This is a genomic window from Arcticibacter tournemirensis, from assembly GCF_006716645.1.
Lineage (GTDB): Bacteria > Bacteroidota > Bacteroidia > Sphingobacteriales > Sphingobacteriaceae > Arcticibacter > Arcticibacter tournemirensis.
Genome location: NZ_VFPL01000001.1, coordinates 893,376 through 916,905 on the forward strand (window position 1 = coordinate 893,376; position 23,530 = coordinate 916,905).

The 23,530-nt window shown below is 44.9% G+C and carries 14 protein-coding genes; 13 read left to right on the forward strand and 1 reads right to left on the reverse strand.

Features of this window, described 5'->3' with window-relative positions; all coding sequences use genetic code 11:
• The first annotated feature begins 61 nt into the window (after positions 1-61).
• The 13 genes from BDE36_RS03790 (at position 62) to porN (ending at position 21,471) form a co-directional block, all read left to right on the forward strand.
• On the forward strand, positions 62-2,689 hold the full coding sequence (locus BDE36_RS03790; RefSeq protein WP_235904383.1) for a glycoside hydrolase family protein: 2,628 nt from the start codon (positions 62-64) through the stop codon (positions 2,687-2,689).
• A 24-nt stretch (positions 2,690-2,713) separates the two neighbouring features.
• Positions 2,714-6,094: a hypothetical protein gene (locus tag BDE36_RS03795; RefSeq protein WP_141813792.1), complete on the forward strand. Its 3,381-nt coding sequence runs from the start codon at positions 2,714-2,716 to the stop codon at positions 6,092-6,094.
• Positions 6,095-6,145: 51 nt separating this feature from the next.
• Positions 6,146-7,534 carry an SGNH/GDSL hydrolase family protein gene (locus BDE36_RS03800; protein ID WP_211360906.1) on the forward strand — a complete coding sequence of 463 codons (1,389 nt, stop codon included), beginning with the start codon at positions 6,146-6,148 and terminating at the stop codon, positions 7,532-7,534.
• Position 7,535: 1 nt separating this feature from the next.
• Complete coding sequence (locus tag BDE36_RS03805) at positions 7,536-8,201, forward strand: GDSL-type esterase/lipase family protein (RefSeq protein ID WP_161987530.1); 666 nt, start codon at positions 7,536-7,538, stop codon at positions 8,199-8,201.
• A gap of 28 nt (positions 8,202-8,229) precedes the next feature.
• A complete protein-coding gene (locus BDE36_RS03810) occupies positions 8,230-10,734 on the forward strand; it encodes a beta-glucosidase (protein WP_141813795.1) in 2,505 nt (834 codons plus the stop codon).
• Positions 10,735-10,789: 55 nt separating this feature from the next.
• On the forward strand, positions 10,790-13,075 hold the full coding sequence (locus BDE36_RS03815) for an FAD-dependent oxidoreductase (protein ID WP_141813796.1): 2,286 nt from the start codon (positions 10,790-10,792) through the stop codon (positions 13,073-13,075).
• Between the two features lie 47 nt (positions 13,076-13,122).
• Complete coding sequence (locus tag BDE36_RS03820) at positions 13,123-14,802, forward strand: sodium:solute symporter family protein (RefSeq protein ID WP_141813797.1); 1,680 nt, start codon at positions 13,123-13,125, stop codon at positions 14,800-14,802.
• A gap of 79 nt (positions 14,803-14,881) precedes the next feature.
• A complete protein-coding gene (locus BDE36_RS03825) occupies positions 14,882-15,898 on the forward strand; it encodes a DUF4271 domain-containing protein (RefSeq protein ID WP_141813798.1) in 1,017 nt (338 codons plus the stop codon).
• Between the two features lie 8 nt (positions 15,899-15,906).
• Entirely contained in the window at positions 15,907-16,671 is a 765-nt protein-coding gene (locus tag BDE36_RS03830; protein WP_128771328.1) for a uroporphyrinogen-III synthase, read from the forward strand.
• A gap of 169 nt (positions 16,672-16,840) precedes the next feature.
• Entirely contained in the window at positions 16,841-18,157 is a 1,317-nt protein-coding gene (gene porK / locus BDE36_RS03835) for a T9SS ring complex lipoprotein PorK/GldK (RefSeq protein WP_128771327.1), read from the forward strand.
• A 29-nt stretch (positions 18,158-18,186) separates the two neighbouring features.
• The gene (gene porL, locus BDE36_RS03840; RefSeq protein WP_128771326.1) at positions 18,187-18,996 is read left to right on the forward strand and encodes a type IX secretion system motor protein PorL/GldL; all 810 of its coding nucleotides are present in this window, start codon (positions 18,187-18,189) and stop codon (positions 18,994-18,996) included.
• A 57-nt stretch (positions 18,997-19,053) separates the two neighbouring features.
• Complete coding sequence (porM, locus tag BDE36_RS03845; protein ID WP_128771325.1) at positions 19,054-20,586, forward strand: type IX secretion system motor protein PorM/GldM; 1,533 nt, start codon at positions 19,054-19,056, stop codon at positions 20,584-20,586.
• Between the two features lie 6 nt (positions 20,587-20,592).
• Positions 20,593-21,471: a type IX secretion system ring subunit PorN/GldN gene (porN, locus tag BDE36_RS03850; protein ID WP_128771324.1), complete on the forward strand. Its 879-nt coding sequence runs from the start codon at positions 20,593-20,595 to the stop codon at positions 21,469-21,471.
• A gap of 211 nt (positions 21,472-21,682) precedes the next feature.
• Here porN and uvrC read toward each other — a convergent pair whose 3' ends face one another.
• Positions 21,683-23,500, reverse strand: a complete 1,818-nt coding sequence (gene uvrC / locus BDE36_RS03855; protein WP_235904382.1) for an excinuclease ABC subunit UvrC — start codon at positions 23,498-23,500, stop codon at positions 21,683-21,685.
• Between the last annotated feature and the right edge of the window lie 30 nt (positions 23,501-23,530).

The following is a 23,530-nucleotide window of genomic DNA, read 5'->3' on the forward strand; positions in this document are numbered from 1 at the left end:
GATTGTTGAAAAAATCAATGAGGTTTTACCTGTTTTTATGAAGTGTATTCAAAAATATAGGATGGTTACGTTTTCTCAGCAGGGAATGGTTTTATGGAGGACATTTATCGTGGCTCTGATGTTTTTTTTGCCTGAATGGGGTTCAGCTCAGATGCGTGGCGATATTGATCTGCATAATGACGCGCTACAGTTAAGCTGGCAAAAAACAAAAAAAGGGTACCGGTTAGCTGACCTGAAAGTTCATAAAAAAGACGGATGGAGATCGGTGCCATCACCATCAGGTTGGTATACCGTCCTGTACGCAGCTGATAAACCCAGTGAAGCCCCAATCTCTATACGGGATAAACATAATATGGAGATTACTTTTCCGGAGGAGAAATACCGGTATATAACTCCGATATGGAAACAAGTGACCTCATCTGTTGAAATGAATACAGCAGGTTCTGCTGTTCATTTTTTACCTCGGAGTGTTGACCGGCATCATGAACAGCTAGTGTTCAGTGAGGATAACAGGCTGGCGGCTATACGGGCTGCCTGGTCGCTGGATGAGCGGTTTCAAAACGACATTCTGGTAACAATGACGCTCACCGCAAAAAAAGCCGGGTATTATTCGCTGTCATCACCCACACTGGCAGCTTTAAGCAAACAACATCTGCAATGGGCCAGTGTTCCAGGTGTTTTTCAGGGAAATGCCATCGAGCCGGATTTTATCAGGGCCTTTGCATACGGTCAGGGAATTCCTGACAAGCCTGTTGTGGTAAGGGAACGAACTGTATCTACATTGTCGCCCCTGGTTACAACGGCCGATACGATCACTTTTGCCGTAATACCGGATCCAAAGACCGGCCGCGATCCATGGAAGTATGATAAGAAGACACAGTCCGATTGGCTGTTAGGCTTGTCTGTGATGAACCGGAAGGCAGAGCTTTCACCAACCGTCTATCATCCCGTATTAGGCGAGAAGCAATCTTTTTTGAAAGCGGGCGAAAGTGTGAGTTTTTCGTTCAGGTATACGGTGCAGCCTCAGGGCTGGTATCCGGTGTTTAAACATGCCATTAACGATATTTACCGGTTTAAGGATTTTCTGAAACTAAAAAAAGCCAGGCAGTCGCTCACCGACAGGCTTTTAGGACTGCATAATTATGTAGTAGACGATAGCTTGTCAAAATGGCGGCTTGACCAGTACAATGGAATGACGATCGGGGCGCAGGACTATTTAGGAGGAGTATACGGCTCTGAACGTGATGCACTGAAAAACTCCGACTATGGTGCGATGTGGATGCTGGCGAAAATAAGTGATGACAGCATCTTAAGAAACACCCGCTTGCCCTATGCCCGCAATTTTAAGTTGGCCCAGCAAAATAAAGAAAACGGTTTTTTCTACGGAGCGGCGGCTGGGCAGTACTATCTCAATAAAAGTAAAAGGTTTACAGAGGAGTGGGGGCCGTACTCTGAGCCTATCGGTTTGACTTATTATATGATGATGGACATAGGCAATATCCTGCTATTCGAACCCGGTGATAAAGTGCTGAAAGATGAACTACGCCTGGCCGCCGATAAGCTTTTAGCCTGGATGGGCAGTGACGGCCGGTGGCAGGTTGCCTATGATAATCACACTGGCAAAGCTCTGTTTACCGATCTGGAAGATCTAAGGCCGACATTTTACGGTATGGTTATCGCATATAAGGTTCTTCACGAGGCGAAATACCTGCAAGCGGCTATGAAAGGGGCCGACTGGTATATTCAGCACGCCGTTGATAAAGGCCGCTTTTTGGGTGTATGTGGCGATACCCGGTTTATGCCTGATTTTGCTACCGGGCAAAGTGTTCAGGCTCTTCTGGATCTGTTTGATCTTACACAGGAGGAAAAGTATAAAGAGGCTGCTGTCGCAGCTGCAAGGATTTATACCGCTTCCATCTATACCCATCCGATTCCGACTTCCGAAAAGAAGGTGGTCAATGGGGTGGTTCGGGAAGATTGGGAAATAAGCCAGGCGGGCTTGAGCTTTGAGCATGGCGGAGTACTTGGATCGGCGAACCATCATGGGCCGATTTTACTGGCAAGCCATGCCGGGATGTTCGTGCGTTTGTTTGCGGAAACGAGAGACTCGTTGTTTTTAGACATGGCCAGGGCTGCGGCGCTCGGACGGGATGCTTTTGTTGAACCCAGGACGAACGTTGCATCTTATTATTGGGATGCGATGAATAACGGCGCCGGTCCCTTCCCCCACCATGCCTGGTGGCAAATTGGCTGGATTACTGATTACCTGTTGTCTGAAATTAAGGTCCGGTCGCTGAAACAAATTGACTTTCCAGGAGGCTTTATTACACCTAAGGTTGGTCCGCATCAGTCCTATGGTTTTACGGGCGGCACGGTATACGGCACACAGGCTTCGTTGTTGTTAAAAGCCGGTGTCATTCATTTGGAAGATCCTTATGTTGATTATTTTATGGCCGCCAATGAGCATGAAAAGAAATTGTTCGTCATGTTACTGAACAATGACGACGAAAGGAGGGTAGCCAGCTTCTCGCTGGACTATAGTAAGGTATGGAAGGATAAGCAGATTACGCCGGTTTCAATTTTTGGAATAGATGAGGGGGGAAGCAGGCGGGAATTACCGACGAACCCCGGCCTGGCTCTTCCCCTGGAGCCGTATGGCTTACAGACGATAGAGATAAGGTATAAATGAATCTGAAGTAATATAAGTTTCGAAATGAGAAAACGATCGGTATTGATCCTGCTCCTATGCTGGTGTGGTGTGTTGGTAGCACAAACCAACACCTATTTGGTTGAAGCAGAAAGTTTCCAGTTTAAAGGCGGTTGGTTTGTTGAAAGGAGCGGTCTGTGTACAGGATCTGCCATGCTGAGGGTGTTAGGAAGTAAAGTAGGTGCGGCGGATGCCCTCACGGTGATCGATGTGAAAGAAAAAGGTAGGTATCAGATATGGGTTAGGTCGGCTGATTACGCCTTACAGCAGGGAACCAGGTTATTTCAGATGGAAGTCAATAATATTGCTATGGAGGCAAGTGGTAAGCACGGACATGAAGGTTTCTTCTGGGAAAAAGCGGGAGAACTTGATCTGGAAGCAAAACCGGTTTTATTAAGGTTGAAAGACATTAGGAAAAACTATGGGCGTTGTGATGCCATTATGCTGTCTTCCGACCCTGGTGTTGATCCTAATGAGGCTAAGCTCTTTGAACTGGCGAAGTTCAGAGTGCAGCCGGCTGATATGCAGGCGACCTCTGCAGGAACACAGGCTATTTCACCGCCTTTGGCGGTATCCCCGAATGCCGCTGTGACAGCAGAGATCAGCAACGAATACCTGCGTTTACGTTTTGCAAGGGCCGGCGCGGGAAATAAGAGTATTGCTGCAAGAACGGAGATCAGAACAGGCGATCGCTGGCAGGCATTGCATGCTTTTAACGAGGACCATAAAGTATTCCTCATTTCTTCGGCGCAACCGGACTTTCATTATTCAAATTTCTTTCCCGCCTGGGGCGGTTCTATTGCGCGCAGCTATTTTACGTGGAATAACAAACAGGTGTTCCTGCAGCAATCCGACGATTTGACTAACCCGTTTACGGCAGGAAACTTAAGTGAGGCGATTCCGGTCAGTGCAGAAAAGGTAAATGAAAGTACCATAAAGGTTTCCTATGTTACAATGGACGGTTCTATGGTGACCGGCTTTTGGTCGCTCGATAAAGAAACCCGCCACTTTCATGTGAGGCTAAGTTGTGTTACAGCGAATGCGGGGTATTACAGCATGGGCATTACGGCCTTTCAACCAGTTGATAGTGAAAAGGTTGCCAATGTGTTGTTGCCGCCGATGTTTCAATACAAACGGGTGTCGCCTAAACCGGTGATGTTAACCTCATCCATGATGCAGCAACCGTTGGCCATCGTTGAGTCGCGTTTGGGCGAGGGATTTGTGTCGGTTTTCGCTGCCGCGGATGCAGACAGCTTTCCTTTGGAATGGGGTAATTCTGATAACGCTCGGATAGGATTCTCCATAAAGAACGTATCCAATCAAATACAGGCTACAGCTTTTTCACCGGTATTGGGACTTGCCGATTCCAGGATGCGACAAGGAGATACTTTAGAACGGTCGTTTATTATAGGTGCTTTGCCTGAAAGATGGAACGCTGCGCTGGAATATGTTTCAAACAATGTTTTTCATGTAAGAGATTACCGTACACAATCGGTTTCATTAACAGATGCGATTTTTAATATGGTTGATCTTGTCAAAAACGATGATGCCAGTGGATGGGATGCCCGACTAAAAGGCTTCTATGACATTGAAGCGAACCCTGCTGCTGACCCTACTGTAGTGCAGGCTTCTCCGCTTAGCCTGCTCTCGACCGCTTTGATAACGAACGATGAAGATCTCTTCATCAAACGTGCCCTGCCTGCAATAGAATACACTTTATCGCGCAGCGGATACCGGTCGACGGCTGCAGCGCCGGACGATAATAAAACAGACCGGTCGCAGGTGTTTGATCCGTTTCGGTCGCAGTTTACAACAGCTTATTTTGAAGGATTGCATACCCTGCTCGCGAAAGCGAACCCCTGGATAAAAGACGTCGCACTTCCTGGTAATAAGATAAGAGACGCCGCCGGATATTCGGTCAAAATTCCCGACTGGGTACAGGAACTAGCTGCCTATAAGCTGACAAACGACGGTAAATGGCTTCAATCAGCCCGTGAAGGCGCCGATAAATTCGTGAAACAACAGGTATATAGTAATACCCGGACTCCGTTAGGTAAAGGAGGCTTTTACAACACCTCGTTCTATGCTTACTGGTGGGACCTATTGGATCTATACGAATTAACAAAAGATAAGCAGTATTTAGACGGCGCAGAATTCAGCGCATTCCATACCATCGCCGGCATACGCAGCTACCCCGTTGTAAAGAACGCTTCGCAGGTTATCCATCCGGATGGTAAATATACTGGTAATACCTCGCTATGGTGGAAAGGGGACAGGAAATACCGGTTAGGATTTCCCAGACGTCCGGATGATTCTCCGGAAAAGCAGGTTGCTCAATGGACCGTTTCGCCCGTTGGACTGGGATTCGAACAGCCGTTTACTTATTTCGAAGTGGGTAAAACAGTAAGGCCCGTTTTCATGAGTAGCTGGGCTCCGCATTTATTAAGGCTGTATCAACTTACCAGACGCCCGATTTTCAACGTATATGCCCGTAATGCCGTGATCGGTCGTTTTGCCAATTATCCGGGATATTATGCGACAGGGTATACCGATATTCCCATGCAATCTGATTTTCCCTATAAAGGTCCCGATGTCAGCTCCATTTATTATCATCATATTCCCCCGCACATGGCTTTTTCCTGGGACTACCTCATCACGGAGGCTATACAGCGCTCCTGTGGCAGGATCAGCTTTCCTTACGGCAAACAGGAGGGATTTGTATGGTTTACTAACCATGTATTCGGGCAAGGTGCGGGAGAGATCTTTGGAGATCAGCAGGCACGCTTATGGATGAAAAGAGGCCTTGTCTCCCTTGACTCTCCCCAGATAAATTATATCACAGCCATATCGGACAATAAGTTTTGGGTTATCTTATTGAATGAGTCAGATAAGAGAATTCCGGTGACTGTTAGGGTGGGCGACGAGGCTGGGATCCTTAAAAACGGAACTATTAAAGGATACCGGAATGATCAGGTTAAAGTTTTTAATATGCCGATAGCAAACGCAGAAGCAACAGTTGAAACAGATGGAAAAAGCGTATTAGCACTGGCTTATCCTCTAAAAAACAGCCTGGCAAGTAAGCCCATCCCCGAAGTGAAACAAGGTATGCGGGTTGTGGATTTGGGTGAACCCTGGGGTAAACTATATATGTACAGGATAAGATCCACCTTCGGATGGGATGCGATATATGGATATGTCAGCTCCCAGAAACTTACCGGTGCAACGATCGATGTGTCGTGCAACGGCCAGACGGTAACCAGGAAGAGCTATCCTTTCGAATGGAGTTTTCATAAAATCGGGATGACCGGGAAGGCGGCTGTAAAGATAAAGCTGCAGGCGGCAGACAGGCCTGAAAGGGAAGAGCATATTGTTTTTGATGTGAAATAAGCAGGTACCGTAATCGTGAGGTTCAAAAAAAGATTGATCATTTTATACTTATTGCTGAAAGTCTGTACCGTTAACGGGCAGGACGCAGAAGAACTCCAGCGGATCAGCGCTTCTCAGGCTGGTGCATCTCCCCTGTATTTTATTGCGAATGAAGAGGCGCCGTCAGTCGCGCCCGGATTGTTCTACAAAGACGACGAGTGTAAGGTACGCAGCGGCCTGAAGAATTTCTTCACAAAGATAAGAGATGGAAAAGCCGTTACTGTTGGGTTTATAGGCGGCAGCATTACACAGGCTGAATATTGCTACAGAATGCAGACGGCAAAGTTCATAGCAGCTGCCTGTCCGATGATGAACTTTAAATGGTTAAATGCGGGCATCTCAGGTACGGGTACCGATCTTGGCGCCTGCAGGATAAACGAACAATTGCTGCAATATAACCCTGATCTGGTATTTATAGAATTTGCTGTAAATGGCGCTTATGCAGCCGGCATGGAAGGGATGGTCAGGCAAATCATCAGGAATAACCCTGCTACTGATATTTGTTTTATTTATACTGTTCTTAAAGACCAGATTAGCGTGTATCAAAAGGGCGGTATTCCCTTCAATATTCAGCGGCTTGAAGAAATCGCCTGTCATTATCAATTGCCTTCTATTCATTTAGGTATGGAGGCGGCACAAATGGAAAAAGACAGCCTGTTGATCTGGAAAGGCAAGACCGGCCCGGCGGCGGGCAAAATTTTGTTTTCAGAAGATGGTATTCATCCGGTGACTTCGGGAGGAAATCTCTATGCCGCGGCTATTACCAGAGGTTTTATAAAGATGAGGACGACTGCCCTTGCCGAATCACATCCTCTTCCTCAGCCGTTGTTGCCTGATAACTGGGAGGATGCAAAAATGCTGGATCCGATGACGATTGCCTCATTTGACGATCACTGGAAAAGGATGAATACAAAGGAGCATGATTTTCTGAAGCAGTTTTTGGGATGGTTTCCTTATATCGCTTATTCTGAGAAGGCAAACAGCTCTTTTAGTTTCAGGTTCAAAGGAACCGCGTTCGGCCTGTTTGACATAGGCGGTCCGGAAGCAGGTCAACTGTATATTGCAGTGGATGGCCGTCCGGTGAAACTCGAGAAGATCTCTGCCAATGGCTATCAGGCCTGGAGGGCGAATCAATCGACAGGCGATGAGGTTTTGAACCGGTTCAACAGATTCTGTAACAACCGCTACCGGGGACAGTATGATTTCGTGGAACTGGAGGACGGCGTACATACTGTGACGATCACCATTTCAGCACAAAAAGCGGATAAAAGGCACATTCTCGGGGCGGAGCAACTCAGCGATATTCGGAAAAACCCGGAAAGATATGAGAAAACAGCTGTTTTCCTCGGGAAAATATTGCTTAGAGGGGAGCTTGCACAGAACAATACTAAAACGAAATAACATGACAAAAGTGATTTTAATGGTAGCGGCGGTTTTTGCTTTTAACGCAGCCGTTGCGCAGCAAAAGAAATTGACGCAAAAGGAAAAATGGGAACAAAAGGTGGCAGCCTATGAACGTAAGGATGCTGCTGATTTTCCAGGGAAGGGTATTGTAGTATTCACCGGCAGTTCGTCTGTGGAAAACTGGAAAACGCTGCAGCGGGATTTTCCGGATAAGAAAGTACTAAACAGGGGAATTTCAGGTACTAAGACCACTGATCTGGGTCAGTATATCGCAAGGGTCATTACTCCATATAAACCCAGGCAGATCTTTTTGTACATAGGCGATAATGATATCGGCTATAAGCATGTGCCCGATACGATCTTAAGAGATTTCAAACAGCTTTTCTTCGCTATCAGGAAAGACAATAAAAAGGCGGAGATCGTTTTTATGGCCATTAAGCCCAGCCCTGTTCGAATGAAATATCTGGACAATATTGAGCAAACGAATGAGCTGATCAGGAGCTTTATGGCTATTCAGCCGCAAACGGTATATGCCGATACCTTTCACCCGCTGTTAACCGACAACAAGCAAATCGTTCCTGAATACTATTCAAAGGACGGATTGCATATGACGGCGGAAGGATACAAAATTTGGGCCGATGTGATAAGACCTTTAATTAAATGACACCAGGGGTTCTGGAAAAAAGATTGATATGAATTTAAAGCTAATAAAGTCCTTTAATGCTGTATGTTGTCTGATGGTTTCTCTCAATTTGTCTGCCCAGGTTTACAGGGACAGCACAGCGGATGTTGAGGGGAGAGTGAACGACCTGCTTTCGAGAATGACCCGCGAGGAAAAGATTGACTATATAGGTGGTTATAACGGGTTTTACATCAGGGGAATTGAACGACTGGGACTGCCTGAAATAAAATTGACCGATGGGCCGGTTGGAACGCATAAAGACGGGAAATCAACAGCATATCCTGCAAGCGTCCTTTCTGCCGCAACGTGGGACACGAGTTTGGTGTATCAACTAGGAAAACAACTCGGCAGAGATGCAAAAGCACGGGCAGTACATGTTTTGCTGGCTCCAGGAGTGAATATCATACGTGCGCCGATGGGTGGCCGGAACTTTGAATATTTTAGTGAAGACCCATTTTTAAATGCACGCATGGCTGTGGCGTATATTAAAGGACTACAGGATGAAAAGGTAGTGGCCACAGTTAAGCATTACGCAGCAAATAACCAGGAATGGGACAGAAATAATGTAAGCAGCGATATTGATGAACGTACCTTACATGAAATATACCTGCCCGCCTTTAAAGCCAGTGTCCGGGAGGCGAGGGCGGGGTCTGTGATGAACAGCTATAATCCGGTAAACGGAGTTTATACGACACAAAGCGATGTTCTGAATAACAAGATATTAAAAGGAATGTGGGGATTTGATGGTTTTGTGATGAGCGATTGGTCGTCTACCTACGATGGTATTGCGGCCGCGAACGGCGGGCTGGATTTAGAAATGCCGCGGGCCAGGTTTATGACAAAAGACATATTGCTTCCGGCTATTGCGGACGGCCGCGTGGCCATGTCGACTATTGACGATAAAGTGCGGCGTATATTAAGGATTATTTTTCGTTTCGGCTTCTTCGATAAGGCTCAGCTGGATAGATCGATCCCGCTAGACAACCCTGATGCCGCTGAAGTAGCGGCCAATCTCGCGAGGGGAGGAATTGTATTGTTGAAAAATAAAAACAACACTTTGCCTTTCTCTGCTGCCCAGATCAAAACGCTGGCTGTAATTGGGCCTAATGCGAATTCTTATATAGCCGGAGGAGGCAGTTCTTATACATTTCCTTTTCATTCAGTATCGGTTTTGGAAGGGATCAATAAGATTGCCCCTGATATAAGGACTATTTATGCCGCGGGAATTCCTACGTTGCCAGACGTGGTGGCCTCATCTATTTTTTATACAGGGAGAAATAGCCCGATAAGAGGTTTAAAAGGTGAGTATTTTAATAATATCAGGCTGATCGGCCAACCTGAGAAGATTGTGACTGATACCACGGTCAGCATCAATAACGGTTGGCATATTGCTGCTGAGAAACAAGGCATTCCGTTTGATCATTGTTCCATACGCTGGACGGGTGTGATCAGACCGCAGAAAACCGCACGATATCGTTTTACAGTCCGGGGGTTTGATGGATTCAGGCTATTCGTAGATTCAAAGCAGGTTATCAATGAGTGGCGTGATCAGGGAATTACCACAAAAGAAGCCGTTGTGGTGTTAGAGGCCGGAAAAGAATACGACATCCGTTTAGAGTACTTTGCCAATGTTCACCCGGTAGATATTGTACTGGCCTGGCGCGAAGATAAACTGCTCTTTGAAGAAGCTGTTCGTGCTGCCGCATCAGCTGATGCCGCTGTGGTCTGCATGGGCTTTAACGAGAGCAGCGAGCGCGAGAGTAATGATCGCACATTCTCCTTGCCTGAATTTCAGGATAGTCTGATTAGCTGTATTGTAAGAGCGAACCCTAAAACGGTAGTATTGCTCAATGCCGGGGGTAACGTTGACATGAATGGCTGGATAGACAGTATTCCGGCCCTGTTGCATCTATGGTATCCCGGGCAGGAAGGAGGGACCGCAGTTGCGGAGCTCTTATTCGGTTATATAAGTCCAAGCGGTAAGCTGCCTGTGAGTTTTGAGAGAAGGTGGGAAGATAATCCCGTTCACGACAGCTATTATGATCCCGCGAACACCAAAAGGATAGCCTACAAGGAGGGTTTGTTTGTAGGCTACAGGCATTACGACATCAGTGCTGTCAAACCCAGGTTCCCTTTTGGGTTTGGCTTGTCATATACCAGCTTCAGATATAGTAATCTATCCATTGCAGATCAGGGTAAGCCTGGGTTTCCTGATATAAGAGTGACGTTTACTCTTACAAATACCGGTGGCGTGGACGGGGCAGAAGCGGCACAAATTTATGTGAGGGAACTTAAGTCAAAAGCGCTGCGGCCATTTAAAGAGCTCAAAGGATTTTCAAAGACATTTCTTAAAAAGGGCGAATCTAAAAGAGTATCTGTGCGCCTTGATGCAAACGCTTTTTCGTATTACAGACCGGAGAGGGGAGTTTTTGATTACAATCCTGGAAGGTTTGAGGTACTTGTCGGTGCCTCTTCAGAAGACATCAGGCTAAGGAAACCGGTAGCGGTAAAATGATTTACATACGCTGGCGAACAGTGAAAGTACAAGAAAGAACATTGAGATTTTATATATGATTCAAAGTATAGAAAAGAATAAAAGAGAGTTGCAGCAAAAAACGATGTATTCAGACCTTGTCATTGTAGGTGGAGGCCTGGCTGGAATATGCAGTTCAATCACAGCTGCCCGGGCTGGCATTAAAGTAATCCTTGTACAGGACCGGCCAGTTTTAGGAGGCAATGCTTCAAGCGAGATACGGCTTTGGATGTTAGGAGCGACTTCACATATGGGTAATAATAATCGCTGGTCGCGTGAAGGCGGAGTAATTGATGAGATTCTGGTAGAAAATACTTATCGTAATCCCGAGGGTAATCCTGTTATACTGGATATGCTCTTACTTGATAAAGTAATGAAGGAATCTAATATTACTTTATTGTTGAACACGGCGGTTTATGAAGCAGAGAAGGAAGACGCTGATACAATAAATTTATTAAAGGCGTTTTGCAGTCAAAACTCTACGGAGTATATTCTGAAGGCCCCTTTGTTCTGCGATGCATCAGGGGACGGCATTGTTGGATTTCTGTCGGGGGCAGCCTTCAGGATGGGAGCGGAAAGCAAAGAAGAATTTGGAGAACAAATGGCACCTGACACTGAGTATGGAGAATTGCTTGGCCACTCTCTGTACTTTTATAGTAAGGACACAGGGAAACCGGTGAAATTTATTCCTCCTTCTTTTGCTTTAGGCGATATCACTAAAGTACCTCGCTACCGTAACTTCAATGCTAAGGAGCATGGCTGCAAGCTCTGGTGGGTAGAATATGGTGGCCGGCTGGATACTGTACATGACACCGAGAAGATTAAATGGGAGCTTTGGAAGGTAATTTATGGAGTATGGAACCATATAAAGAACTCAGGAGAGTTTCCGGAGGCAGAAACGATGACGCTAGAGTGGGTAGGAACTATACCCGGAAAAAGAGAGAGTAGGCGTTTTGAGGGCGATTATATTTTAAGACAACAGGACCTGATTGAGCAGCGGACACATGAAGACGCGGTGGCTTACGGAGGCTGGTCGATAGATCTTCATCCAGCAGACGGAGTGTTTAGTGAAAAGCCGGGATGCAACCAATGGCATAGTAAGGGCATTTTTCAAATCCCTTACCGCTCACTTTACAGCCGGAATATAAATAATCTTTTTCTTGCAGGCAGAATCATCAGTGTTAGTCATGTTGCCTTCGGAGCTACACGTGTTATGGCTACCTGTGCCTACGTCGGACAGGCAGTAGGTATGGCAGCAAAGATTTGCATTGAAAATAATTTAAATCCGCGCGACATCCTAAGCAATGGCTTAATGCTAACCCTGCAGAGGGAATTAATGAAAACCGGACAATTTATACCCGGCTTGATATTGAAAGATCAGCGCGATATCATACAGAAAGGCAGGGCTATCGCGAGTAGTGAGATACGTTTTAAGGGATTCCTGCATGAGGGGCTTTGGAAAGCACTGGATTGGTCCTCGGCACAGATGTTTCCTGTTGATACAGGAGAAATTCCTTCCTTTAGTATGGATGTAAATGCGTTAAAGGATACTATGTTGGAAACTGAGCTAAGGATCAGCAGCCGCAACGGAAATTATACACCCGACTTAAGCCTCTCTAAAAAACAATTCAGCCTTAAAGCTGGACAGCAAACGGTAGGAATTCATTTTGATTCTATCTTAAAAGAACCGGCCTATGTATACCTGATAGTGAGCAAAAATCCGGAGATACAGTTGGGTTATACAGAGAAGCGGGTTACAGGCGTTCTTTCGGTGTTTAATCTGGTTAATAAAGCAGTATCAAATTACGGTAAGCAATCTCCTCCTGAAGACTCAGGAGTAGATGAATTTGAATTTTGGTGTCCTCAACGGCGGCCCGGGGGGCATAACTTTGCTATAGAAATGAGCCGGGCACAACAGGTATTCGGAGCAGCGAACATCGCCAATGGGATAGACCGGCCGACTACAGGGCCGAATGCGTGGGTAGCGGATCCGGACGACCCATCGCCTGTGCTTACAATTGAGTGGGATGAGCCAAAGAAAATTGGTAAAATCGAGTTGTTCTTTGATACGGATTATGACCATCCCATGGAATCGGTGCTGATGACGCATCCGGAGAATGTAATGCCGTTCTGTGTGAGGAATTATAAAGTGAAAGATGATAAGGGGAATATCTTATTTGAGAAAGAGGATAACTACCAGACGCGCAATACCATCATATTTAAAGAGCCGGTAGTCACCAGTAAAATACAGATAGAAGCAGAGCATCCATCCGCCAATGTTCCTGCTGCTATATTTTCGGTAAGATGTTACAGGGATATTTAAGTAGGACAATCCTTTTCACTTCAGTAAACGAGGGATAAACCATAATCATGAACTCATTAATCGACACTTCTGTCATCGTTGTATTTTCAGTATTTATCATGCTCATAGGTTTCATGTTTGCCCGTACGGGCCGAAACCTTAAATCATTTTTTGCAGGTGGAGAGGCTGTGCCCTGGTTCATCGGGGGGCTTTCTCTCTTTATGAGTTTCTTTTCGGCGGGAACCTTTGTAGCTTGGGGATCTATTGCCTACAAATACGGCTGGGTGGCAGTAACCATTCAGTGGACCATGTGCATAGGGGGGCTGGTAACAGGTCTTTATCTTGCACCTAAATGGAAGGCTACCGGTAACCTTACTGCAGCAGAGTTTATTAAGGAAAGGCTGGGAGATAAGGTGCAGAAGAGCTTTATATATATCTTTATGCTGGTATCGTTGTTTATAAAAGGCTCGGTCCTGTATTCGGTAGCCAGGCTGGTGGGCTCTTCACTGGACTTTCCCCTCGTGCCGGTTACCGTGGTGCTGGGTATCTTCATGATCGCTTATACGGCAGTAGGAGGACTATGGGCAGTAATGGTGACTGATATTCTTCAGTTTGTGATCCTTACGGCAGCGGTGCTTCTGATCATTCCACTGGCGTTTTCAGAGGCGGGAGGTGTAAACGTGGTTTTAGAACGTGTTCCTGAGAACTTCTTTCATATAGTGAATGGAGAGTATACCTGGGGCTTTATTGTGGCTTTTGCTCTGTATCACATCTTTTATATTGGCGGAAACTGGACCTTTGTACAGCGCTATACCAGTGTGGATACGCCCAAGTCGGCATCAAAGGTGGCCTTTCTTTTTGCAGGACTATATATAATCAGTCCGGTGCTGTGGATGCTTCCACCGATGATTTACCGGACGATGAACCCGGGACTGACTGGATTGGAAACGGAGAATGCGTATCTGATGGTATGCAAGCAGGTGCTGCCGGCAGGACTAATGGGATTGATTTTAACAGGTATGTATTTCTCCACTTCGGCATCGGCCAATACGGCGTTGAATGTTGTCTCGGCAGTATTTACTAATGATATTTATAAAGGGATCAACCCGCATGCTTCAGACAGGAAGTTGATGAAAGTGGCAAGATTGTCATCCTGGTTCTTTGGGATAGGGATGATCATCATTGCATTGATTGTACCTTATATTGGAGGTATAGTTGAATTTACTCTAAGTGTGGGGGCTATAACAGGTGGCCCGTTACTTGCTCCGCCAATTTGGGCGCTTTTTTCTAAGCGGATTACCGGAAGAGCAACGATATATATTACAGTGATCAGTCTGATAGTGAATCTTATATTTAAGATGGTTCTGCCCCTGCTTATGGATTATAAACTGAGCAGAGCCAGTGAGATGTTGCTGGGTGTGTTGCTCCCCTGTATTCTGTTGCTGTTATATGAAGTATATGCAGCATCGAAGGGCTGGATCAGTGAAGAATATCAGCAGCTTCAGGACAGACGGGCGGCACAGAAAACCGAAGTAGCAGAGATTGATGCGACAGAAGCATTAGAGATTAAGCGTCAGAACAGGTTTGGGTTGCAGGTTATAGCATTTGCACTGGCTTTTATTGCCTTGCTGTTGTATGTCTTGTGCGCCTTTACTACCAAGGGAACTATTCTGGTAGCCGGGATTGCAACAGTAATCCTGTTATGCTCGTTGATCCCGTTCTTTGCCTCCCGAAAAGTCGTCGTATAACTTAATCATATAACAGACGTCCCTTTACTTTCTTTGAATCAATTATTCAGGTACATTTGCGGTTCAAAGAGATTGAAGGATGCCTGTTAAATACCTTTTATTGCTTCTTTTTACGGTTTTTTCGGGACTTACCGTGTTTTCCCAGGTTGATTCTCAGGCCACCCGGGGGGCAACGACAGTTGAAGCCGGCAGTGTTGCCAGGCAACCGGCATACCGGGATTCTGCGTCTATTGCGCGCTGGATGCTCAGGCGCGACTCAATCAGGTATGCAAGAGATTCAATCAGGGCCGTTGCCGACTCTTTGAACCTGGCATCGGTAAAGATACCTGACCCTAAACGCCCGAATCTCTTTCGTGATAGCCTGGTGCGATATTACATGGTGAAAGGTGTTGATTTTCAGGGATGGTCGCGCAGGTTTACAAAGCTTTCTAAATACGAAGAGGGCAGGCTACGGGCAAAGGGAGAGCTGTGGGTCGTTGCCTTTATATTTGTGCTTCTAATGCTTTTCGCCGTATTGAGGAATGCCTTTAATAAGGAATTGTCGGCTATGATTCATGCTTTTTTTAGCAACAGAGTTTTAGGGCAGATCAATAAAGAGGAGAACTTTTTTAATTCCTGGCCTTTTGTATTCCTGTACCTTTTGTTTGGCTTTACTATAGGAATGTTTCTCTATCAATGCGGGAAATATTTTCAGTTGTCGTATGGCTATAGCGGTGTAAGCTGGTTTTTCAGGCTATCATTTATCGTCATCGGCTTATATACTTTAAAAATAATAATAATAAAGATACTGGGATTCTTATTTGATGCGGGGAAAATAGTGAAGGAATATATTTCCATTTTATTTATGAGCTACTTTAACCTTGCCTTGCTGTTTTTGCCAATAGTTATTGCTTTTAGCTTGACGCCGGCGAGGTTTGCGCCTTATTATATCTACTTGTCGTTCATATTAATAGGTTTTATTTTCTTTTTCCAGTTTCTCAGAGCAATAACGAACATATTATCCGGGTATAGGTTTCCTAAAGTTTATTTATTTATCTATCTTTGTGCCCTCGAAATTTGCCCATTATTAATATTAATTAAGGCGCTCAGGTTCTAAAGGAAGATATGCAATCAGAAGCTAGAAAGAGAAAAGTAAAAAGTATTTTGGTAACCCTGCCAAAGCCCGATACGGAAAAATCGCCTTATTTTGAGCTGGCTAAGAAATACAATGTTAAGGTCGATTTTCGCTCATTTATCCATGTTGAAGGTGTTCCAGCCAAGGATTTTCGAAAAGAGAGGATTAATCTGGCGGATTATACAGCGGTTATTTTCACAAGTCGCAACGCTGCGGATCATTTTTTCAGGATATGCGAAGAGATGAGACACGAAGTGCCTGCAGAAATGAAATATTTCTGTCTGTCGGAAAACATTGCGTTGTACCTTCAGAAGTATATTCAATATAGGAAGAGGAAGATATTCTTTGGAAAACAGACAGCCTCGGATCTTGCTGAGGTATTAAAAAAGAACGCTGCTGAGAAATTCTTGTATCCATGTTCGGATGTTGCGACAGAAGAAACGCAAAAGTTTTTGCAGGAGAATGGGTATAATTTTACCACTGCGGTATTGTTTCGTACCGTATGCAGTGATTTATCCGATCTGGCGAATGTGTTTTACGATATCATCGTTTTCTTTAGTCCATCGAGCATTCAATCCTTATATAAGAACTTCCCTGATTTTGAACAGAATACGACGCGGATAGCCGCTTTTGGTGCTAGTACGCAGAAAGCAATTCAGGAAAGAAACCTCATTGTAGATATTCCCGCGCCTATGCCTAACGCCCCAAGTATGACCATGGCTATAGAGCAATATATTAAGATGGTAAACAAATAATACGGCCTTCTGCGAATTTTTATCCCCGAATTGTGAAACCTTCGCCTCTATCCTTCGTAAAAACCCACATACTTATCGGGCAATAGAAAACCATGATAATGTTTTTAGGTTTAGATGGTTAAGAATTGTATATTAGGCAGGTTTTTTTAAGCAAGAGTTCAAAACATCAATGAGAAAATTATATATTATCGCTCTCGCAACCATTTCAGCGTTTTCAAGTGGCTGCGGGAAGGGCGGTGCAGGTGGAGAACTGGTTGGAGTAAGAACTAAAAAAGTGAATAGCAGCAGAGTGCCTTATGGTATGGTTTATATACCGGCAGGTACTTTTGTTATGGGACAAACTGATCAGGATATTACTTTTGCCCAGATTGCACAGAATAAACAGGTAACCGTTCAGGCATTCTACATGGACGAAACCGAAATCACAAACAACGAATACAAGCAATTTGTGAACTGGGTAAGGGACTCCATTGCTATAACCGATTATTTACAGGATCCTAAGCTTTACATCCAGACAAAAGGACAGGCAGCTAATGCCGGCGGTCCTAAATATATCGACTGGAAAAAAGTTGGAGATGGCTCTGTTATCTGGAATACCAGAAAAAATGCTGCCAATGCAAATAAACTGCAAGCGATGTATTATCAGGGAGAAGATCGTGTGTTTGATCGAAATGAGATTGATGTACGTCTTCTGAAGTATAACTTCGCAATCATGAATTACCGGGAAGCTGCGAACTACCGGGGAGATAAAAGCAAGAAACGGTCTGACTTCATTTTCCGCGATACTGTAGGTGTATATCCCGATACTCTTGTATGGCTGGCTGACTTTGCTTATGCGCAGAATGATCCGATGACGGAAGGGTATTTTTCTCACCCCTCTTATGCAAGTTATCCTGTGGTAGGTATTACCTGGCGTCAGGCGAGAGCGTTCACCATTTGGCGGACCCGTTTGTATGAAGGAAGCGAACAAGGATCAAGAAATCCGCGGTTACCTTTTGAGCTACCGTCGGAGGCAGAGTTTGAATATGCAGCGAGGGGAGGTCGCGTGGGAACAGATTATCCATGGGGCGGCCCATATATCAGGAATGCAAAGGGGTGCTTAATGGCTAACTTTAAGCCTGGACGGGGGAATTACAATGACGACGGCGGGTCTGTGACTGTAAATGCCCGCTCGTACTATCCGAATGACTTTGGATTATACAATATGGCCGGTAATGTGGCCGAATGGACAGCGTCGGCTTATGATGAGTCTGCATCCACTTTTGTACATGATCTGAATCCTACGTTTAGCTATGAGGCTAAAGCGAGTGATCCGGAGGTAATGAAAAGAAAAGTAGTAAGAGGAGGTTCATGGAAAGATATAGGTTATTTCCTTCAAAACTCTACCAGGGCCTTCGAGTATCAGGATACGGCAAAATCATATATTGGCTTCCGCTGCGTGACCCGCTTTCCAGGAAGAGATATCAGAGATAAAAGTTCTTTTTAACAATACATCTTCACTATTATTATTTTACTATGGCTAACAAGAAAAAATTCAAATTAGAGCCCCTGCATACAGCGATTTCATGGGGTGCAAGTGTGGTTATTATTGGAGCATTATTTAAGATCCTCCATATTGGCGGTATATTAGGTAATTATATGATTGGTGTGGGACTTGGAGTGGAAGCATTCCTTTTCTTCATAACCGGATTTGTTCCTCCTGCTAAAGATCCTGAATGGACAAGGGTATACCCTGAGCTGGATGACGAGTTTACGGGTGAACTGCCTGCAGCAAGTGCGCGTCCTGCTTTGGCTGCTCCTTCTACATCAGCAGCTTTGGATAAAATGCTGGCAGATGCAAAGATCGGACCTGAGCTTATTGAAAGCCTGGGATCAGGACTAAGGACATTTGGTGATAAGGTTGCTGCTATTTCTAATGTTTCGGATGCTACCATCGCTACCAACGAATTTACCGGTAAACTGAAAACTGCTTCGGCAAGTTTTGATAATTTGAGTGTTGCTTTTGACAAAGCTTCTGCCGGACTGGTGGAAATGGGGAATTCGGGGATCGACTCTAAGTTATATCACGAACAGGTAAATAGCCTTGCTAAAAATCTTTCTGCTTTGAATGCTGTTTACGAACTGGAGTTGCAGGACTCAAGCGCTCATTTAAAGTCGATGAATAAATTCTATCAGAACCTTTCATTAACCATGCAGAACTTTAATGAATCTCTGGAAGACTCGAAACAGTTCAAAGAGGAAGTGGGAAGACTGGCCAAGAACCTGGGATCATTGAATTCTGTATACGGTAATATGCTTTCCGCTATGAATCAACCACGGGTTTAATAGCGGAATATAACAATTTGTCATTTATCTAAATTAAAGCAACAAATCTAAAAAAGCATGGCCGGAGGAAAAGAAACAACAAGACAGCGGATGATCAATATCATGTATTTGGTATTGCTCGCTATGCTGGCCTTGAATGTCTCAGATACTATTTTAAATGCGTTTAAAAATATAAACGATAGTTTAGAACTTTCAAAGTCAAACGTCAACACTAGTGTAGATCAGATGTTTGCCGCTTTCGAAAGCACGAAGCTGAAAGACGAACCCGAGCGGGCGAGGCCTATTTACGAAAATGCAAAAAAAGCAAAGGCCCTTTCAGACGATCTGAATAACTATATAGAATCCATAAAAAAGGAGTTCGCCCGTCAGGGCCAGGGATATGATCCCGAAACCGGAGACTTGAAAGCACGGGATAATCTGGATATTGCACCGGGGATCATGATCAATAAAAAGAAGGGTAAGGAGTTAAAGGCAAAAATCAATGAGACCCGCGAAAAGCTGATCGCTCTTCTTGATGAGAAGGAACGTCAGACGGTATCATTATCACTCGTGGCAAAAGATCCTGCAAAGTCTATTGAAGGAAAGAGGACCTGGGAGGACGTAAACTTCGGTGAAGGCACTCCTTTGACAGCTGCGATGACCATCTTAACGAAGATTCAAACCGACAACAAGAACGCAGAAGCGGATGTTGTTAAACGGATATTGGGTAAAATGGATCAGGCTGTAGTGAATCTTGACAAGTTCTCAGCTGTGGCGGTTGCCCCTACATCTTATTTGATCCAGGGCCAGCCATATACTGCAGAGGTATTTCTTACTGCTTACGATTCGAGGTCTAATCCTACTATTACAGTGGGCGGATCTACTCTTCCAGTAAAGGACGGAAAGGGTGTGTATACTGTTTCGACGAATAAAGAAGGCGTTTTCTCCTGGATTGGGAAGGTCAGGGTAAAACAAACGGATGGTTCAATTAAAGAATATCCAACTACAGAGCAGAAGTACCAGGTAGCGCGGCCGTCGGCTGTAGTATCACCTGATAAAATGAATGTATTTTACATCGGTGTTCCTAATCCTGTATCTATATCGGCGCCAGGAATTCCAAAAGAAAATATGCGTGTAAGCATGAGCGGTGGTAGTATTTCCGGAGCGAATGGAAAGTACACTGTGAAGGTCAGTTCTCCCGGAAAGGCAACTGTATCTGTGGCTGCAGAAATTGCACCCGGTAAAGTGCAGACTATCGGAACAACAGAGTTCAGAGTTAAGCGAATCCCTGACCCAGTAGCTAAATTTGCAGGCAAAACCGGCGGTGTTCTTAGCTCGGTAGCAATAAAGGCGCAGAACAATGTATTTGCGATGCTTGAAGGTTTTGACTTCGATGCAAAATTCTCTGTCACCCGATTTAGTCTTATCATAGCGAAGCCACGGGCAGATGCTATTGTTCTTCAGACGTCTGGAAACTCGCTTAGTGGTGCTATGAGAACCGCGCTTTCGGGAATAGGCCCTGGTGCAAGGGTGATATTTGATAACATCGTGGCTGTTGGTCCCGATGGGTCTCCAAGGGCATTAAACTCAATAGCTTTAACGGCTAATTAAAAGAATATGAAAAGAATTTGCATAACCGGTTTATTCAGTATGTTGGGAGCGATGCTTTACGCGCAGCAGCCTAATATGAATAACTCAACCATTCCGGTACCTGTAGATACGGCACAGGAAAGACCTGTAGACGGTTACTTCAGAAAGAGCAATATAGAGAATGCTAAAGTAACTCCTTATGCCAATCTTAGGGACGTGGATGTGATGTTCTCAAAAAGAATATGGCGTGAGATTGATGTAAGGGAAAAGATGAACTCGGCGTATGCTTCTCCTAAGTCCCGTTTGATTGATATCATCATGAATGCTGTGACAGCAGGCGAGCTTAGAGCCTATGATGCAGTAAGTACCAAGGATGATCCTAACGGCGACTCTTTCGCTACCGTTCTCAAGCCGGAACAGGTGATGGGTAAGTTTGCTGATAGCGTTCTTATACCCGACTTTAATGCAAATGGCGAGCAAATAGGGTCACACATGGCTACAGGGGAGTTTAACCCTGACAGCGTGGTGAAATTCCAGATAAAAGAGGACTGGATATTTGATAAGAACCGTTCAGTATATGAGCCAAGAATTATCGGTATCGCACCAATGGTGAAAATTAAGGCTGCCGGGCAGGACCTTGGAGAGCAACCTGCTTTCTGGATCTATTTTCCTGAAGCCCGTCATATCTTCGTCACCAAGCCGGTGACTACAAGAAACAATGACGCTACGGGATTAAGCTACGACGATATTTTCATGAAGCGGCTTTTTTCAAGTTATATTGTAAAAGAGTCAAATCCTGAAGACCTGAGGATAAAGGATTACGCCCAGGGCATAGATCGCCTCTACGAATCTGAACGGATCAAAAAAGAGCTGCTCGACTACGAGCATGATTTATGGTCGTATTAGGTGTTTAGTATTTAGTATCAAGTATCAAGATTCAGGTATCAAGATTCAAGTATCAAGTATCAAGAAGCAATTGGGAGCAGGTCTTGCCTGCTAAGAGATAGATTAACTACAGTAAAAAAGCCGGGAGATTAGCATCTTTCCGGCTTTTTTGCTGTCATGCCAGGCATTTAGTCTTGATACTTGATACTAAATACTTGATACTAATTGATAATTATCCTTCCCCAAAATACCCCAGGAGGGAATCTACTTGTTTTTTATTAAGGACGGCCAGGAGCTCATCGCTTGTGGCTTCCCGGATCTTTTTTACCGATCTGAAGTGTTGCAGCAACTTCTCTGCAGTGGTTTTACCGATGCCGGGAATGTTCTTTAGTTCTGTTGCCAGGGTAGCTTTGTTTCGCTTGAGACGATGAAATGTAATTCCAAAGCGGTGAGCTTCATCGCGGAGCTGCTGTATGATCTTGAGTGTTTCCGATTTTTTATCAAGATAGAGAGGGTACTGGTCGCCGGGATAAAAGAGTTCTTCAAGCCTTTTAGCAATCCCGATGACGGTAAGCTGGTTTTCAATTCCAAGCAACTTCAGGCTTTTTAGGGCAGCCGACAGTTGTCCTTTGCCGCCGTCGATGATGACCAGTTGCGGAAGGGGTGATCCTTCTTCAATCATTCTTTTGTACCTCCTGTAAACAGCTTCCTCCATCGTGGCAAAATCATTTGGCCCCTCTACAGTTTTCACGTTGAAGTGCCTGTAATCTTTTTTCGAAGGCTTTGCATCCTTAAACACCACGATCGCCGAAACGGGGTATTTACCCTGGAAATTGGAGTTATCAAAGCATTCTATATGCCGTGGGAGCTGGTTTAACCTCAAATCCTTCATCATTTGGCTAAGCAGCCGGTCGGTTCGAACCTCAGGGTTCAATTTTTCATACTGTTCTATCCTCTCACGCTTAAAGAAGCTTACGTTCTTTTGTGAAAGATCGAGGAGTTTTTTCTTTTCACCCAGTTTGGGTACTGTGAACCGTATCCCCGGGTCGTCGAGATCAATTTCAAAGGGAACGATGATTTCTTTTGAATGGCTGTTAAATCTACTCCTGAACTCGGAGATAGCGAAGCTTAATAACTCCTCGTCGGTCTCGTCGAGTCGTTTCTTTAGTTCAAGAGTCTGCGTTTGAATGACAGTTCCGTTCATTACTTTGAGGAAATTTACAAAAGCATATTTCTCTTCTGACGCAATACTGAAGACATCAACATCGGAGATGGAAGAGTTTACGATAGTCGATTTGCTCTGATAGCGGTCCAGTAAATCATATTGATGTTTAAGGCGATGGGCCTGTTCGAAGTTCAGGCTTGCAGCTGCTGTCTCAAGATCGTTTTTAACGCCCCGTATTACCGCGCCAGTTTTGCCATTCAGGATGTCCTTTATATTATCGATATTATGATTGTAATCCTCTTCGGTCTGATAAGCCTGGCAGGGGCCTTTGCAGTTCCCGATCTGGTATTCGAGGCAGACTTTAAACTTGCCCGCTGCAATGTTTTCTTTCGTCAGGGGAAGATTACAGGTGCGTAAAGGGTAGATCTCCTTAACAAGATCAAGGATCGTGTGCATCATGCTCACGGAGGCGTAAGGACCAAGGTATTTAGAACCATCCTTTATGATGCGGCGGGTCCAGAAGATCCTTGGAAATGGTTCGTTCTTGATGACAATCCATGGATAGGTCTTGTCATCCTTAAGCATGATGTTGTATCGCGGCTGGTGCTTCTTTATAAGGCTATTCTCGAGCAGCCAGGCATCGATCTCGGTGTCGACTATAGTAAAGGTAATATTAGCAATCTTGCTCACTAATACCCTCGTTTTTGCGTTCACCCTATAGCTATCCTTGTTGAAATAACTCCCAACCCTGTTTCTGAGATTCTTAGCCTTCCCGATATAGATCAGCTCGCCACTTTCATTCCAGAACTGGTAAACACCCGGTTTGGGCGGGATCTTCTTTAATGCTTCGCGGTAGTCGAATTCCATGTTTGTGTTACTGGTCATTGGCTCCTGGCAATTAGCATTAGCTATCAG